The following is a 16,267-nucleotide window of genomic DNA, read 5'->3' as shown; positions in this document are numbered from 1 at the left end:
AATCAGAAATTGCCTTGCACCCAACGCTTCAGCCGTTCCAGCACCGGAGCCTTGGTGTCATCGCTGTAATTGCCGCTGTTGCTGATACCTGACAGGTTCAAGCCATCGGACTGTTTCTGCAGGCCATACATCAGCAGGCCCACGCCGGTGGAATAGATCGGGTTGCTGATAACGTCGCTCAGTCCCCGCACGCTATGCGGTACGCCCAGGCGCACCGGCATGTGGAAGATTTCTTCGGCCAGCTCGACCGCGCCTTCCATTTTTGCCGTACCACCGGTCAGCACGATGCCGGCCGGGATGAGGTCTTCGTAGCCGCTGCGACGCAGCTCGGCCTGAATCAGGGTGAACAGCTCGTCGTAGCGTGGCTCGACGACTTCGGCCAGCGCCTGGCGCGACAGCTCGCGCGGAGGACGGTCGCCGACACTGGGTACCTTGATGGTTTCGCCGGCGCCGGCCAGCTTGGCCAGGGCGCAGGCGTAACGGATCTTGATTTCTTCGGCGTACTGCGTCGGTGTGCGCAGGGCCATGGCGATGTCGTTGGTGACCTGATCGCCCGCGATGGGAATGACCGCGGTGTGGCGAATGGCGCCTTCGGTGAAGATGGCGATATCAGTGGTGCCGCCGCCGATGTCGACCAGGCAGACACCCAGCTCTTTCTCGTCATCGGTCAGCACCGAATAGGCCGAGGCCAGCTGCTCGAGAATGATGTCGTCGATTTCCAGGCCGCAGCGGCGCACACACTTCTCGATGTTCTGCGCAGCGTTGACGGCGCAGGTGACCACATGGACCTTGGCTTCCAGACGCACGCCGGACATGCCCAGAGGCTCGCGCACGCCTTCCTGGTTGTCGATCACATAGTCCTGCGGCAGGGTGTGCAATACGCGCTGGTCGGCGGGAATCGCCACGGCCTGGGCCGCGTCCAGAACCCGCTCCAGGTCAGCGGTGCTGACCTCGCGGTCGCGAATGGCCACGATACCATGGGAGTTCAGGCTGCGGATGTGGTTACCGGCGACGCCGACGAACGCCGAGTGGATGCGGCAACCGGCCATCAGCTGGGCTTCCTCGACCGCGCGCTGGATCGACGCCACGGTCGACTCGATGTTCACCACCACGCCCTTCTTCAGGCCGCGCGAGGGGTGGGTACCGATCCCGACGATGTCCAGCGTACCGTCGGCTGCCACCTCGCCCACCAGCGCCACCACCTTGGAGGTGCCGATGTCCAGCCCGACGATCATTTTGCCGCTTTGAACGTTTGCCATGGTCCTGCCTCTTGTCAATTCTTCGCGACGGCGGGCTTGTCCGCAGTCGGGGCGCTCGGTTCACGCCAGCCCACGGCCAGGCCGTTGGCATAGCGCAGGTCGATACGCGCGATATTCGTGATCTGGTCTTTGAGTGTCTTGTCGTAAATGGCGATAAAGCGGCGCATTTTTTCCAGCAAGTGGTCACGTCCCAGCAACAACTCGATGCCCGGGCCGGCGCTTCCTGCGCCTGTGGTGAGAAACCAGCTGCCGCGTTCGGTCAGTTCCAGCCGGGCAACCGAATAGCCCAGTGGACGCAACATCTGACTCAGCACCTGGTATTGCTGCATCACCTGCTGTTGGGCCCGTACCGGGCCGAACAACTGCGGCAAGTGTTCGTAGTTGCCCAGTTCGCGAGGCGCGAACGCCTGGCCCTGGTTGTTGAGCAGCGACTCGTTGCCCCAGCGCGCGACCGGCAGTTGCTCTTCCAGGCGGATCACCACCTGGTCAGGCCAGACCCGACGCACTTCGGCATGGGCGATCCAGGGCATGGTTTCCAGCTCGGTGCGCATGCGGGTCAGGTCGATGCTGAAGAACGTCATGCCGACATAAGGCTGGATGCGCTCCTGCACCGACTGCTGGTTGATGTAGGCCAGGTCGCCTTGTACCGACACCTTGGTGATCGGGCGATCGGCGTAGGGCATCAGGTACTGGGCACCCTCGTAGGTGCCAAAGCCCAGACCCACCAACAGCACCGGCCACATCAGCTTCCTGAAGATGCTGAAATTGGCCTTGGGCAGGCGCACCGACAGTGGCTCCTTGGCCACCATACGGCTGGCGCCACGCGGCACCGGCTTGTTGCGGCCGATGGCGGGTGACTGATGGCGAATCATTGGGCCGTGCATGGTCTTAACCTCGCGCCTTGCAACTGGCGGCCAGAATCGCCAGCACCAACTGCTGGAAATCCAGGCCAGCCGCGTTCGCCGCCATGGGCACCAGGCTGTGATCGGTCATGCCTGGAGCGGTGTTGACTTCCAGCAGCCAGAAACGGCCCTGCTGGTCCTGCATCACATCCACACGCCCCCAACCCTGGATGCCGATGGCATCGCAGGCGCGGGCGCAGAGTTCGGTGAGTTCCTGTTCCTTGGCGGGAGCAAGGCCGCAGGGGATGCGGTACTGGGTATCGTTGGCGACGTACTTGGCGTCGTAGTCGTAGAACGTGTGGGGCGTGCCCAGCGCAATCGCAGGCAGCATCTGGCCACGCAGCGTCGCGACGGTGAACTCGGGGCCGTGGACCCATTGTTCGACCAGCACTTGCGAATCGTAGGTGCTGGCGGCTTTCCAGGCGACGACCAGTTCGTCGACGCTGTTCACCTTGGCCATCCCGATGCTTGAACCTTCATGGGCGGGTTTGACGATCAAAGGGAAGCCCAGTTCCCCAGCGGCAAAAATACAATCCTGCTCGCTGGCCAGCACGGCGTGCGACGGGGTCGGCAGGCCGAGGCTCTGCCACACCTGCTTGGTGCGCAATTTGTCCATCGCCAAGGCGCTGGCAAGGATGCCGCTGCCGGTGTAGGGGATGCCCAAGCACTCGAGCAACCCTTGCATGCTGCCGTCTTCGCCGCCGCGGCCATGGAGGATGATGAACGCACGGTCGATCTTCTCCGCCTGCAGGCGGGCCAGCAGATCGTCGCCAACGTCGATGCCGAACGCGTCTACCCCGGCGCTCTGCAAGGCCTGCAGGCACGCGGCGCCCGACTTCAGCGACACCTCGCGCTCGGCGCTCTTGCCGCCGTAGAGCACGGCCACGCGACCGAAGTCACTGGGCATGATCTGCGAGCGCAGGGTGTTGGAATCCAGAATGTTCATTGCGATTTCTCCGAGGCCTGCGCGAACAGCGGGCTTTTGAGCAACTGCGGGGCAAGCCCGCCGATGTCACCGGCACCCTGGCACAGCAGGATGTCGCCTGCGCGCAGCAGCGGCTTGACCAGTGGCGCCAGCTCGACGCCGCGTTCGATGTAGATAGGGTCCAACTGGCCGCGCTGGCGGATGCTGTGGCACAGCTGACGGCTGTCGGCGCCGGGGATGGGTTCTTCGCCGGCCGGGTAGACCTCCATCAGCAGCAGCACATTGGCGTCGGCAAGCACCTGTACGAAATCGTCGTACAGGTCACGCGTGCGGCTGAAACGGTGCGGCTGATATACCATCACCAGACGTTTATCGGGCCAGCCACCGCGCACGGCACTGATCACTGCCGCCACTTCGCGGGGGTGATGACCGTAGTCGTCGACCAGCATCACGCTGCCGCCTTCGACCGGCAATTCGCCATACACCTGGAAACGTCGACCCACGCCCTGGAAGCCGGAGAGGCCCTGGACGATGGCGCTGTCGCTGATGCCTTCATCGGTGGCAATGGCAATCGTCGCCAGGGCGTTGAGCACGTTGTGGTTGCCCGGCATGTTGACCGACACGTTGAGCGGCTCGCGGTCGCGGCGCAGCACCGTGAAGTGGGTCAGCATGCCCTGCTGGCGCACGTTGATGGCACGCACGTCGGCCTCTTCGCTGATGCCGTAGGTCAAGGTCGGCCGCGCGATCTGCGGGAGGATCTCGCGCACGACCGGGTCATCCAGGCACACCACGGCCAATCCGTAGAACGGCAGGTTGTGCAGGAACTCGACGAAGGTCTTCTTCAGAACGTTGAAGTCGTTGCCGTAGGTCGCCATGTGATCGGCGTCGATGTTGGTGACGACGGCCACCAGCGGCTGCAGGTGCAGGAAGCTGGCGTCCGACTCGTCGGCCTCGGCGATCAGGTAGCGGCTGGTGCCCAACTGGGCATTGGTGCCGGCCGCGTTGAGCCGGCCGCCGATGACGAATGTCGGGTCCAGGCCACCGGCCGCGAACACCGAGGCGATCAGGCTGGTGGTGGTGGTCTTGCCATGGGTGCCGGCCACGGCAATGCCATGCCGGTAGCGCATCAGCTCGGCCAGCATCTCGGCACGCGGCACCACTGGAATCCGCCGCTCCAGCGCGGTGGCGACTTCCGGGTTGCTGGTGTTGACCGCACTCGACACCACCAGCACGTCGGCGCTGGCGGCGTTCTCGGCACGGTGGCCGATGAAAATCTGCGCGCCGAACGACGTCAGTCGCTCGGTCACCGGCGAAGCCTTGAGGTCGGAACCGGACACATCGTAGCCCAGGTTCAACAGCACCTCGGCGATGCCGCACATGCCCACACCACCGATACCGACGAAGTGGATACGACGGATACGGCGCATTTCCGGTTGCGGAATGGCTCTCTGGTTCTCAACCATGGGCCACCTCCAGGCAGACGTCGACCACATTGCGCGTGGCATCGGGTTTGGCCAGGCGGCGGGCAGTGCTCGCCATGCTCAGGAGTTTTTCGGGTTGCATCAAAACCTCTTTCAGGCGCTCGGCAAGCTGTGCCGCGCCGGTTGTCACTTGTGGCATCAGGAAGGCAGCGCCTTCGCGAGCCAGATAATCGGCATTGCGAGTCTGGTGGTCGTCGATCGCGTGGGGCAACGGCACCAGCAACGACGGCAGGCCGGCGGCCGCCAATTCGCTGATGGTCAACGCACCCGCGCGACACACCACCAGGTCGGCCCAGCCATACGCCTGGGCCATGTCCTTGATGAACGGCGCGACCTGCGCCTCGACACCGGCGGTGCGATAACGCTCGGCGGTGATTTCATCGTGTTGCTTGCCGGCCTGGTGGAACACCTCGGGGCGGTAGTGCGCAGGCACCTGAGCCAGGGCTTCGGGCAGCAGCTTGTTCAGCGGCTCGGCGCCCAGGCTGCCACCCAGTACCAGCAGACGCGGTTGGCGACCGATGAGTGCCTGACGCGGGGTTTCCATGAACAGCTCGGTACGCACCGGGTTGCCGGTGGTACGACGCTTGGCCGAGGCGGCGAAGGTGTCGGGGAAAGCTTCGCAGACCCGACTGGCGAAAGGCACCAATAGGCGATTGGCGGTACCGGCCACGGCATTCTGCTCGTGCACGATCACCGGCACGCCGGCCAGCCGCGCGGCGACGCCACCGGGCCCGGTCAGGTAACCACCGAAGCCGACCACGCACACCGGCTGCAGCCGGGCGATGATGCGGCGCGCCTGGAACACGGCCTTGCAAATGGCGAACGGCGCCTTGAGCAGAGCCAGCCGGCTCTTGCCGCGCACACCGCTGACATCGATCAGGTGCAGTGGCAGGCCATTGGCAGGCACCAGCTCGTTCTCGATCCCGCGCGGCGTGCCCAGCCAGTGCACGCTGAAACCGCGCGCCTGGAATTCCCGTGCGCAGGCCAGCGCCGGGAACACATGGCCCCCGGTACCGCCCGCCATGATCAGCACATTGCCTTTACCGGCCATGGGGCGTCTCCTCGGCGAAATCGCTCTCGCTGAATTCCACCTCTTCGCTGCCCAGGTGCGAACGGCTTTCCCATTCGATGCGCAGCAGCAGCCCCAGACAGGCGCAGCAGATCACCAGCGAACTGCCGCCGTAGCTGAGAAACGGCAAGGTCAGACCCTTGGTCGGCAGCAGGCCGACGTTCACGCCAATGTTGATCAGGAACTGGCCGATCCACAGGAACGACAGCCCATAGGCCACGTACGCGGCGAAATACTGTTTGGCCCGCTCGGCCCAGTAACCGATGTACATGCCGCGGATACAGACGAACACGAACAAGGCCACGGTGCACAGTGAACCGATCACCCCCAGCTCCTCGGCCAGTACCGAGAACACGAAGTCGGTGTGCGCTTCGGGCAGGTAGAACTGCTTCTGCACGCTGTTGCCCAGGCCGACACCGAACCACTGGCCACGGCCAAAGGCGATCAGTGCCTGGGTCAATTGATAGCCCGAGCCGAACTGGTCGCTCCACGGGTCGGTGAAGGTGATCAGCCGCGCCATGCGGTACGGCTGCGCCTGGACCAGCACGAACACCGCACCGACCGCCAGAGCCACCATCAAGGCGAAGCGGAACAGGCCCACCCCACCGAGGAACAGCATCGCCGCCGCTGCGCCCATCATCACCACCGTGGCGCCGAAGTCCGGCTCCATCAGCAGCAGCCCGGCCATCGGCAACAAAACGAAGAACGGCTTGAAGAAGCCCATCCAGCTGTCGCGGACTTCCTGCTGGCGACGCACCAGATAGCCCGCCAGGAAGATCACCACGAACACCTTGGCGATTTCCGAAGGCTGCACGTTGAACATGCCGAAGCCGATCCAGCGCATCGAACCGTTCACTTCGCGGCCAATGCCGGGCAACAGCACCATCACCAGCAAGCCGAAGGCGGCGATCAGCAGCGTACCGCCCAGGCGCTGCCAGGTGGCGATGGGCACCATCATGGTGACGATGCAGGTACCGATACCGATCACCAGGTAGACCAGATGCCGGATCATCATCGACAGCGAATTGCCCGAGTTGACCGCAGCTACTTCCGAAGAGGCCGAGGTGATCATCACCAGGCCCAGGCCGAGCAATGCCAGGCAGCCCGCGAGCATGGCGAAGTCGATGTCGATCCCGCGGCCACTGATCAGCGGCGAGGGAAATGGCTTGATGACACCAAAGATCATGACAGGCCCTCCACTGCCTGGGCGAACCGCCGCCCGCGTTCTTCGTAATTCTTGAACATGTCCAGACTCGCGCAGGCCGGTGACAGCAACACGGCATCGCCGGGCTGCGCCAGTTCGGCACACTGCTGAACCGCTTCCTCGATCGAGGCAACGGTAACTTGTGGAACGCCCGGCCCGGCCACGGCGGCGATGCGCGGGGCATCGCGGCCCAACAGCACCAGTGCCCGGCAGTGACGCTGGATGGGCTTGCCCAGCGCGGTGAAATCGGCGCCCTTGCCGTCGCCACCGGCGATCAGCACCAACTGGCCGTCGATATCGGCGCCCAGGCCTTCGATGGCGGCAATGGCAGCGCCGACGTTGGTGGCCTTGGAGTCGTCGTACCAGGCCACGCCATCGCGCTCGCGCAGCCACTGGCAACGGTGCGTCAGCCCGGTGAATTCACGCAGGCTGGCCAGCATGGCGTCGAACGGCAGACCTGCCGCGTGTCCCAGAGCGAGCGCGGCCAGGGCATTGGCCTGGTTGTGCGCGCCACGCACCTTGAGCGCGCTGACCGGCATCAGGTTCTCGAACTCGTAGGCCAGGTACTTCTGCCCGTCTTCCTCGCGCAGGCCGAAGGCCTTGAAGTCCGGCTTGTTCAAGCCGAAGGTCCAGCACGGCATGCCTTCGCCGATCAGCGGCCGGCTCATGGCGTCCTGACGATTGAAGACGAACTTGCGCGCGCCACGGAAAATCCGGTGCTTGGCCAGGTGATAGGACGGCAGGCCGCTGTAGCGATCCATGTGGTCTTCACTGACGTTGAGCACTGTGGCCACTTCGGCATTGAGCTGATGGGTGGTTTCCAGCTGGAAGCTCGACAACTCCAGCACGTACAACTCGACGTCGTCAGCGAGCAGATCGAGCGCCGGCTCGCCGAGGTTGCCGCCCACGGCCACGCGCTTGCCAGCCGCAACCGCCATCTCGCCAACCAGGGTGGTCACGGTGCTCTTGGCATTGGAGCCGGTGATCGCCACGATCGGCGCCTTGGCATGCCGGGCGAACAGGTCGATGTCGCCGGACAGGTGCACGCCGCGCGCCGCCGCCTGTTGCAGGGCGGGGGTCGCCAGCGCCAGGCCGGGGCTCACGTAGAGCTCGTCGGCGCGGCACAGGAACTCCACGTCCAGCTCGCCGCAACGCACTTCCACCTGGGGATAGTCACGCTGTAGCGTCGCCAGTTCCGGCGGCGCTGCTCGCGTGTCGGCCACGGCAAACGCCACGCCCTGGCGCGCCAGGAAGCGCACCAGCGACATGCCGCTCTTGCCGAGGCCGACAACGATGCGGAAGTGGGAAGAAGCGATCAGAGACACTCGTTCTACCTCAGCTTCAGGGTGGCAAGGCCGATCAACACCAGAATCACGGTGATGATCCAGAAACGCACGATGACCCGAGGTTCGGGCCAGCCCTTGAGTTCGAAATGGTGATGGATCGGTGCCATGCGGAATACGCGGCGACCGGTCAGCTTGAACGAGGCGACCTGGATCACCACCGACAGCGTCTCGACGACGAAGATGCCGCCCATGATGAACAGGACGATCTCCTGACGCACGATCACCGCGATGGTGCCCAGCGCGGCGCCCAGCGCCAGCGCGCCGACGTCGCCCATGAACACCTGGGCCGGATAGGTGTTGAACCACAGGAAGCCCAGCCCGGCGCCGATCAGCGCGCCGCAGAAGACGATCAACTCACCCGCGCCCGGCACATAGGGAATCAGCAGGTATTCGGCGAACTTAATGTTGCCCGACAGATAGCAGAAAATCCCCAGCGCGCCGCCCACCATCACCGTCGGCAGAATCGCCAGGCCGTCGAGGCCATCGGTGAGGTTGACCGCATTGCTGGAGCCGACGATGACGAAGTAGGTCAGCACGATGAAGCCGGCACCCAATGGGATACTGGCGTCCTTGAGCATCGGGATGATCAGGGTGGTTTCCACCGGGCTGTTCGCGGTCATGAACAGGAACACCGCCGCACCCAGGCCGAACACCGATTGCCAGAAGTATTTCCAGCGGCTGGGCAGGCCGCGCGAGTTTTTCTCGATCACCTTGCGATAGTCGTCCACCCAGCCGATGCCACCGAACAACAGGGTGACGACCAGTACGACCCAGACGTAGCGATTGGACAGGTCGGCCCATAGCAGCGTGCTGATGGCGATGGCCGACAGAATGAGGGCGCCGCCCATGGTCGGCGTGCCGGATTTGGACAGGTGCGATTGTGGGCCATCGTTGCGCACCGCTTGGCCAATCTGACGAATCTGCAGGGTGCGGATCATCCAGGGGCCCAACCAGAGGGCCAGCGACAGCGCGGTCAGTACGCCCAGAATCCCGCGAAGGGTCAGGTACTGAAAGACCGCGAAGCCTTTGTAGAACTGTTGCAGAAATTCCGCCAGCAGCAGCAGCATCAGTGTTTCTCCCCGCCAGGACCGCACAGTGCCGCCACGATGTTTTCCATCGCCGCGCTGCGTGATCCCTTGATCAAAATAGTGGTAGTGGAACCCTGCTCGGCGCCCAGCGCCGCAATCAGGTCTGCCTGGTTGGCGAAGTGTCGGCCCTGAGCACCGAACGCAGCGACTGCGTGGCTCATCAATGGGCCCACCGCGTACAGCGCGTCGATTCTGCCGACCGCGTATTCACCGACCTGGCGATGGCCCGCTTCGGCCCAGGCGCCCAGTTCGCCGATATCGCCGAGAACCAGGACGGTACGCCCGGAAAAGCCGGCGAGTATATCGATTGCCGCACACATCGAGGTGGGGTTGGCGTTGTAGGTGTCGTCGATCACCCGCGCACCGTTGACCGCGAGCTGCGCCACGGTGCGGCCCTTGACCGGCTGCACCGCGTTGAGGCCTGCCTGGATGCCGGCCAGCGTCACACCCAGGGCATGGGCCGCGGCAGCGGCTGCCAGGGCATTGAGCACGTTGTGGGTACCGAGCAGGTTGAGCTGGACTGGCACCTCGCCGTCAGGGCCATGCAGGGTGAAGGACGGGCAGCCGCGCGCATCGCTGTGACGGGCGCTGGAATGAAAGTCAGCCTTGGCGTTGTCCAGCGAGAAGGTCAGCACGGCATGCTGGCCGGCACGCGCCTGCCAGATTGCAAAAGCCTTGTCGTCGAGATTGAGAACGGCCGTACCGCCCTCGCCCAGGCCTTCGAGAATCTCGCCCTTGGCTTCGACGATCTTTTCCGGGCCGCCGAATTCGCCGACGTGAGCGGTGCCCGCATTGGTGATCAGTGCTACCTGTGGACGCGTGAGGCCCACGGTGTAGGCGATTTCGCCCAGGCGCGACGCGCCCAGCTCGATCACCGCTGCCGTGTGCTGTGGCGCCAGCTCGAGCAGCGTCAGCGGCGCGCCCAGGTCATTGTTCAGGTTGCCACGGGTGGCCAGCACCGCACCTTGTGTACGCAGGATGCTGGCGAGCATTTCCTTGACCGTGGTCTTGCCGCTGGAGCCGGTGATGGCCGCCACCGGACGGCTGAACGCAGCCCGGTTCAGCGCACCGAGCTGACCCAGCGCCAGGCGCGTATCGGCCACCACCAGCTGGGGCAGCGTCGTGCCCGCAACTTCGTGTTGCACCAACGCGGCTACTGCTCCCTTGGCAGCCACCTCGTCGAGATAGTCATGGCCATCGAAGCGAGGACCGGCCAGCGCGACGAACAGATCGCCGGCAACGATGGCACGGCTATCGATGCTGACGCCGTCGAAGCGCGCATCGCCGCCACGCACGTGGCCTTGCAAGGCGTCGGCCAACTGGCTGAGGGTCATGGCGTCAAGCATCGACGGTCCCCCATGCGGCCAGGGCCTGTTCGGCCTGCTGCAGGTCGGAGAACGGCTGACGCTCACCATTGATCTCTTGATAGTCTTCGTGCCCCTTGCCGGCCAACACGATCACGTCATCGACCGAGGCAGCACCGATCAGCTGGGCGATGGCCGCGCCACGGCCAGCCACGAACGTTGCGTTGGCGGCACTGGAGAAGCCGGCGCGAATGTCGTCGAAGATGCGCAGCGGATCTTCGCTGCGAGGGTTGTCGTCGGTCACCAGCACACGGTCGGCGAGACGCTCGGCCACCTCGGCCATCAATGGACGCTTGCCGCTGTCGCGATCACCGCCGCAGCCGAACAGGCACAGCAACCGGCCCTTGGCATGGGGGCGCAAGGCTTGCAGCACCTGGTCCAGAGCATCGGGCGTATGGGCATAGTCGACCACTACCAGCGGCTTGCTTGCGCCACCCAGGCGCTGCATGCGGCCAACAGGGCCTTCGACGTTGCGCATGACCTTGAGGATGTCGTCGAGCGGATAGGCCATGCCCATCAGCACCCCTACCGCCGCCAGTACGTTGCTCAAGTTGAAGCGCCCGAGCAGGCGGCTGCTCAGGCTGTATTCCCCGTGCGCGGTGACCAGGGTGGCGCGCACGCCGTGGTCGTCGAAGCGGGTGTCACGGCAGAACAGCGTCGCGGCGCTGTCGGCGAGGCTGTAGGTGATCAAGCGTGAGTCCTGTTCCTGCTCGGCCAACTGCCGACCGAATTCGTCGTCCAGATTGAGCACGCGGCACTTGAGCCCCGGCCAGGCGAACAGCTGCGCCTTGGCCGCTGCATAGGCCTGCATGCTGCCGTGGTAGTCCAGATGGTCGCGAGACAGGTTGCTCAGCACCGCGATGTCGAAATCCAGCGCGGCCACGCGGCCTTGATCGAGCGCGTGCGACGACACTTCCATCGCCACGGCATGGGCGCCGCCCTTTTTCAGGTCATACAAGGTGGACTGCACGGCGATCGGGTCGGGGGTCGTCAGTCGGCCGCTCTGCAGGGCGCCGTAGAAACCGGTGCCCAGGGTGCCGATCAGGCCGCAGTGCTCGCCCAGCGCATCGAGTGCCTGGGCGACCAGTTGGGTGATGCTGGTCTTGCCGTTGGTACCGGTCACGCCGACCAGATTGACCAGCCGACTCGGCTCGCCGTAGAAACGCCCGGCAATGCTCGACAGCTGCGCGATCAAGCCTTTCACGGGAATCAGTGGTACATCGGTGAGCGGCAGCACGGTGCTGCCATCCACTTCGTAGGCCACGGCGGCGGCACCCAGCTTGAGGGCGTCGGCGATGTGCGCACGGCCATCGACTTTGCTTCCAGGCACGGCCAGGAACAGGTCGCCGGGGCGAACGTTGCGGCTGTCCAGGGTCAACTCGCGAATCAGCGGATCGCGGCTGGCTTCGGGAAAAAGCTTGCTCAGGGGCATGGTCATCAGCCGCGCCCTCCTTTTATCAATGGAGTCGCCGGTGCGGCGTTCACTTGCTGCTGTGGTACAGGCGGCGGCAGGTTGTCAGGCTGCACGTTCATCAGGCGCAACGTGCCGGACATCACCTTGCTGAACACTGGCGCGCTGACCAGACCACCGTAATAGCCACCCTTGCTGGGTTCGTCGATCACCACCACGATGGCGTAGCGCGGGTCGCTCATCGGACCGAAGCCTGCGAACAGCGAGCGATAGGCGTTCTCGGTATACCCACGCGAGCCGATGGTGGCCTTGCGCGCGGTACCCGACTTGCCCGCCACGTGATACGAAGGCACCCGTGCGCGATACACGCCGCGGGTGTCTTCGATGACTTGCTGAAGCATGCCCTGCACGGTCTTGGCGACCTTCTCGGGAATGACCTGCGCCGCGGTCGGCGGCTGGTCGCTCTTGAGAATGGTCAGCGGCACGATGCGGCCGTTGTTGGCGATCGCCGCATAGGCGTGCACCAGCTGCAGCGCCGTCACCGACAGGCCGTAGCCGTAGGACAGCGTCGCGGTCTCGGCCTTGCGCCATTCGCGATGGTTGGGCAGGTTGCCGACGCGCTCGCCCGGGAAGCCAAGGCCGGTGTACTGGCCCAGGCCAACCGCCGACATCACCCGGTAGATGCTTTCACCGCCGATGTCGAAGGCGACCTTGCTCATGCCCACGTTACTGGAGTTGATCAGGATGCCGGTCAGGTCGAGCACCGGGCCTTCGGTCTTGGTCACGTCCTTGATGGTGTAGCGGCCGATCTGCAAGGTACCGGGGTAGACGTCCACCTTGTCGGTGGGTTTCCAGCGGCCGGTTTCCAGCGCTGCACTCATCGAGATCGGCTTCATGGTCGAGCCCGGCTCGAACACGTCGATGATCGCCCGGTTGCGCATCGCCGCCGGCAACATGGTGCGGCGGTTGTTGGGGTTGTAGGTAGGCTGGTTGACCATGGCCAGCACTTCGCCGGTCTTCACGTCCATGATGACCATGCTGCCGGCCTTGGCTTCGTTCTCGTTGATGGCGTTGCGCAGCTCGCGGCTGGCCAGGTATTGCAGGCGCAGGTCAATGGACAATGCCAAGGTCTTTCCGGCCTTGGCATTCTTGGTCACCTGGACGTCCTTGATCAGCCGGCCGCGCCGGTCCTTGATGACCTGACGCTTGCCGGGCACGCCGGCCAGCCACTCGTCATAGGCCAGCTCGACGCCTTCACGGCCGTGATCGTCGAGGTCGGTGAAACCGACCATGTGCGCAGTGACATCGCCGGCCGGATAGAACCGGCGGAATTCCTCGATGCCGTAGACACCCGGGGTTTTCAGGTCGAGCACCGAGGCGCCTTGCTCAGGCGTCAGGCCACGTACCAGGTAGATGAATTCCTTGCTCGCCTGCGCCTCGAGACGGGCGGCCAAAGCCTTGGGCTCCTGCCCAAGCGCGCGCGCCAGTTCGGGCCACTTGTCCTTGGACAGCTGCATTTCCTTGGGATTGGCCCACAGGGTGGTCACCGGCGTGCTCACGGCCAAAGGCTCGCCGTTACGGTCGGTGATCAAACCACGGTGCGCAGGAATGGGGATGTGGCGCATGCTGCGCGCATCGCCCTGACCGATCAGGAAGTCACGGTTGATGACCTGCAGGTAGACGATCTGCGCAACGATACCGGCGACCAGCAGCAACAGCAGGCCGACCATCAGGCGGAACCGCCACGGGAACAAGGCCCCGTCGAGCTTCATCATGGCGACACCATGCGAATTTCAGCGGCATCCGGGATGCGCATTTTCAGTTGTTCGGCGGCCAGGGTTTCGATACGGCTGTGCGCGGTCCAGGTGCTTTGCTCCAGGATCAGGCGCCCCCACTCGGCCTGCGCCTTGTCGCGATCGCTGAGCTCGCCGTACAGCGTATTGAGCAACTGCCGATTGATGTGCGCACTGTAGGAAACGCCGATGGCCGAAACCAGCACGGCGATGAACAGCAGCAGCATGAGAAAACTGCCGCCTGGCAGCGGCTTGTTGAGGAGCTTGCTCATCGCAGCTTCTCCGCGACACGCATGACGGCGCTGCGCGAACGCGGGTTGGCCCTGAGCTCGGTTTCGGAGGCGAATTGCGCCTTGCCGTGCAGCTTGGCTTTGGGTACGAAGGCTTCGAAACGCACCGGCAGGTTGCGCGGCAGGTTGTCGGCTTCGCCCTTGGTCAGTTTGCGCATGAACAGTTTGACGATGCGGTCTTCCAGGGAATGAAAGCTGATCACTACCAGACGGCCGCCGATTTCCAGTGCATCGAGGGCAGCCTCGAGGCCTGCCTCGAGGTCGGCCAGTTCATTGTTGACGTGAATGCGCAGGCCCTGGAAGGCGCGGGTTGCCGGGTTCTTGCCCTTCTCCCACGCCGGGTTGGCAACCTTGAGCACCTCGGCCAGGTCGGCGGTGCGCTCGAACGGCTGCACTTCGCGACGCTGCACCACCGCACGTGCCATGCGCCGGGCGAAGCGCTCTTCGCCGTATTCCTTGAAGACGCGAGCGATTTCTTCCTCGGCAGCGGTTGCGATGAACTGGGCCGCGCTCATGCCGCGCGAAGGGTCCATGCGCATGTCCAGCGGGCCGTCATGCAGGAAGCTGAAGCCGCGCTCGGCATCGTCGAGTTGTGGCGATGAAACACCCAGGTCGAGGAGGATGCCGCTGACCTTGCCATGCATGCCGCGCTCGCGCACTTCGGCGCCAAGTTCGGCAAAGCTGCGCTGTACAATGACAAAGCGGCCGTCTTCGGCCGCCAGCGCTTGCCCGGTGGCAATCGCTTGAGGGTCCTTGTCGAACCCCAACAGGCGGCCGTCGGGCCCCAGGTGGCGCAGGATCAGGCGGCTATGGCCGCCACGGCCGAAGGTGCCGTCCAGATAGCAACCATCGTCGCGCACGGCCAGAGCCTCGACGGCCTCGTCGAGCAGCACGGTGATGTGGTTGAAGCCGCTATCAATAGTCACAAGATCAAATCACGCAATTCTTCGGGCATGGCGCCCGGTTGTTGTATAGCTGCAAGGTCTGCCGCACTGACGGCATTCCACGCACCCTCGTCCCACAATTGAAACTTGTTCAGCTGGCCGACCAGCATCGCGTGCTTGTCCAGCCGGGCGTACTCGCGCAGGCGTGGAGGCACCAGGAAACGTCCGCTGCCGTCGAGCTCGAGGTCGACGGCATTGCCGATCAGCAGGCGCTGCAGGCGCCGGTTGCTTTCCACCAGCGATGGCAGGGCGCGAAGCTTGGCCTCGATGAGTTCCCATTCATCCAGCGGGTAGACACACAGGCAGGGGTCGATGGTATCGACCGTGATGATCAGCTGGCCGGCGCATTTGGAATCCAACTCGTCACGATACCGACTCGGCATTGCGAGCCGTCCCTTGGCATCGAGGTTGATCGGATTTGCTCCACGAAACACGTCGCGCTTCCCCTGAACTCAGACTTTTACACTCGAAAAACCCACTTTTCGCCACTTCCCGCCACTCGCGCACACTATAGGAACCCCCCCACCACACCGTCAAGGCGCGTCTGTAGGGAAAAGCCTTATAGATCGGAGATTTAGAACGCAAAATGAAGGGAAGACGGTATTTGAGACGCGTCGGGGAGGAACAAAGCCGTTTGAGTTCAAGCATCTGCGTCTTGAACTTAAAGTAGAGTCTCAAGACTAAGATTTTTTCGACATTACCAAAGGGGGTTTGGTAGCCGTTTTTTTCTGCGAAACAGCGCAAGGGACAGCGAAGGGACGCGAAGGTAAAAGGTGGAGAGTCGATCTGTAAGCCGGGTTTTGTCGAGGACAGTCATTCCTCTACGATGGCCATCGCTGGACACCTCTAGCAACCTACCCGGTTCCAACGCGGGCCGCGCCATATGGAACCCTATTTGGTCTTGCTCCGAGTGGGGTTTACCTAGCCACGAACTGTTGCCAGACGTGCGGTGCGCTCTTACCGCACCTTTTCACCCTTACCGGCGCTTGCGCGCTTAGGCGGTTATTTTCTGTGGCACTTTCCGTAGGCTCGCGCCTCCCAGGCATTACCTGGCACTCTGCCCTATGGAGCCCGGACTTTCCTCCCCCCGCTCTGCCCAGCAACCTGGGTTGCGGAACAAAAACAGGCAGCGACTGTCCGATCGACTCTCCGGCGCGCAGGTTAACGACATGCACCGGCCAGGACAAGCTT

The 16,267-nt window shown here is 64.0% G+C and carries 14 protein-coding genes and 1 other RNA gene; all 15 read right to left on the bottom strand.

What is annotated here, in order from left to right; all coding sequences use genetic code 11:
• Positions 1-2 precede the first annotated feature (2 nt).
• The 15 genes from ftsA to rnpB all read right to left on the bottom strand — a co-directional run bounded on the left by ftsA (position 3) and on the right by rnpB (position 16,225).
• Positions 3-1,259 carry a cell division protein FtsA gene (gene ftsA / locus IFT44_RS05720; RefSeq protein WP_122479461.1) on the bottom strand — a complete coding sequence of 419 codons (1,257 nt, stop codon included), beginning with the start codon at positions 1,257-1,259 and terminating at the stop codon, positions 3-5.
• A gap of 14 nt (positions 1,260-1,273) precedes the next feature.
• Entirely contained in the window at positions 1,274-2,143 is an 870-nt protein-coding gene (locus IFT44_RS05715; protein WP_122479462.1) for a cell division protein FtsQ/DivIB, read from the bottom strand.
• Between the two features lie 4 nt (positions 2,144-2,147).
• A complete protein-coding gene (locus IFT44_RS05710) occupies positions 2,148-3,107 on the bottom strand; it encodes a D-alanine--D-alanine ligase (protein ID WP_192053610.1) in 960 nt (319 codons plus the stop codon).
• Positions 3,104-4,549: a UDP-N-acetylmuramate--L-alanine ligase gene (gene murC, locus IFT44_RS05705; protein ID WP_122713415.1), complete on the bottom strand. Its 1,446-nt coding sequence runs from the start codon at positions 4,547-4,549 to the stop codon at positions 3,104-3,106. The genes IFT44_RS05710 and murC overlap by 4 nt, the downstream gene beginning before the upstream one ends.
• The gene (gene murG / locus IFT44_RS05700) at positions 4,542-5,618 is read right to left on the bottom strand and encodes an undecaprenyldiphospho-muramoylpentapeptide beta-N-acetylglucosaminyltransferase (RefSeq protein ID WP_192175563.1); all 1,077 of its coding nucleotides are present in this window, start codon (positions 5,616-5,618) and stop codon (positions 4,542-4,544) included. The genes murC and murG overlap by 8 nt, the downstream gene beginning before the upstream one ends.
• Complete coding sequence (ftsW, locus tag IFT44_RS05695) at positions 5,608-6,822, bottom strand: putative lipid II flippase FtsW (protein ID WP_122479466.1); 1,215 nt, start codon at positions 6,820-6,822, stop codon at positions 5,608-5,610. Before ftsW ends, murG begins: the two co-directional genes overlap by 11 nt.
• Positions 6,819-8,165, bottom strand: a complete 1,347-nt coding sequence (gene murD, locus IFT44_RS05690; RefSeq protein WP_192104030.1) for a UDP-N-acetylmuramoyl-L-alanine--D-glutamate ligase — start codon at positions 8,163-8,165, stop codon at positions 6,819-6,821. The genes ftsW and murD overlap by 4 nt, the downstream gene beginning before the upstream one ends.
• Positions 8,166-8,170: 5 nt before the next feature.
• Positions 8,171-9,253 (bottom strand): phospho-N-acetylmuramoyl-pentapeptide-transferase, encoded by a 1,083-nt coding sequence (mraY, locus tag IFT44_RS05685; RefSeq protein ID WP_122479468.1) that lies wholly within the window; start codon positions 9,251-9,253, stop codon positions 8,171-8,173.
• The gene (locus IFT44_RS05680; protein WP_192175562.1) at positions 9,253-10,620 is read right to left on the bottom strand and encodes a UDP-N-acetylmuramoyl-tripeptide--D-alanyl-D-alanine ligase; all 1,368 of its coding nucleotides are present in this window, start codon (positions 10,618-10,620) and stop codon (positions 9,253-9,255) included. Before IFT44_RS05680 ends, mraY begins: the two co-directional genes overlap by 1 nt.
• The gene (locus IFT44_RS05675; RefSeq protein WP_192175561.1) at positions 10,613-12,076 is read right to left on the bottom strand and encodes a UDP-N-acetylmuramoyl-L-alanyl-D-glutamate--2,6-diaminopimelate ligase; all 1,464 of its coding nucleotides are present in this window, start codon (positions 12,074-12,076) and stop codon (positions 10,613-10,615) included. Before IFT44_RS05675 ends, IFT44_RS05680 begins: the two co-directional genes overlap by 8 nt.
• Positions 12,076-13,821, bottom strand: a complete 1,746-nt coding sequence (locus IFT44_RS05670) for a peptidoglycan D,D-transpeptidase FtsI family protein (RefSeq protein WP_163007622.1) — start codon at positions 13,819-13,821, stop codon at positions 12,076-12,078. Before IFT44_RS05670 ends, IFT44_RS05675 begins: the two co-directional genes overlap by 1 nt.
• Entirely contained in the window at positions 13,821-14,114 is a 294-nt protein-coding gene (ftsL, locus tag IFT44_RS05665; RefSeq protein WP_122479472.1) for a cell division protein FtsL, read from the bottom strand. The genes IFT44_RS05670 and ftsL overlap by 1 nt, the downstream gene beginning before the upstream one ends.
• The gene (gene rsmH, locus IFT44_RS05660; RefSeq protein ID WP_163007610.1) at positions 14,111-15,058 is read right to left on the bottom strand and encodes a 16S rRNA (cytosine(1402)-N(4))-methyltransferase RsmH; all 948 of its coding nucleotides are present in this window, start codon (positions 15,056-15,058) and stop codon (positions 14,111-14,113) included. The genes ftsL and rsmH overlap by 4 nt, the downstream gene beginning before the upstream one ends.
• The gene (mraZ, locus tag IFT44_RS05655; RefSeq protein ID WP_122479473.1) at positions 15,055-15,510 is read right to left on the bottom strand and encodes a division/cell wall cluster transcriptional repressor MraZ; all 456 of its coding nucleotides are present in this window, start codon (positions 15,508-15,510) and stop codon (positions 15,055-15,057) included. The genes rsmH and mraZ overlap by 4 nt, the downstream gene beginning before the upstream one ends.
• A gap of 339 nt (positions 15,511-15,849) precedes the next feature.
• Positions 15,850-16,225: RNase P RNA component class A (rnpB, locus tag IFT44_RS05650), an RNA gene on the bottom strand.
• Positions 16,226-16,267: the final 42 nt, after the last annotated feature.

It is taken from the genome of Pseudomonas sp. CFBP 13710 (genome assembly GCF_014842235.1).
Taxonomy (GTDB): domain Bacteria; phylum Pseudomonadota; class Gammaproteobacteria; order Pseudomonadales; family Pseudomonadaceae; genus Aquipseudomonas; species Aquipseudomonas baltica.
Note: the sequence above shows the minus strand (reverse complement) of the source record. Positions and strands in the feature narration are given on the sequence as shown.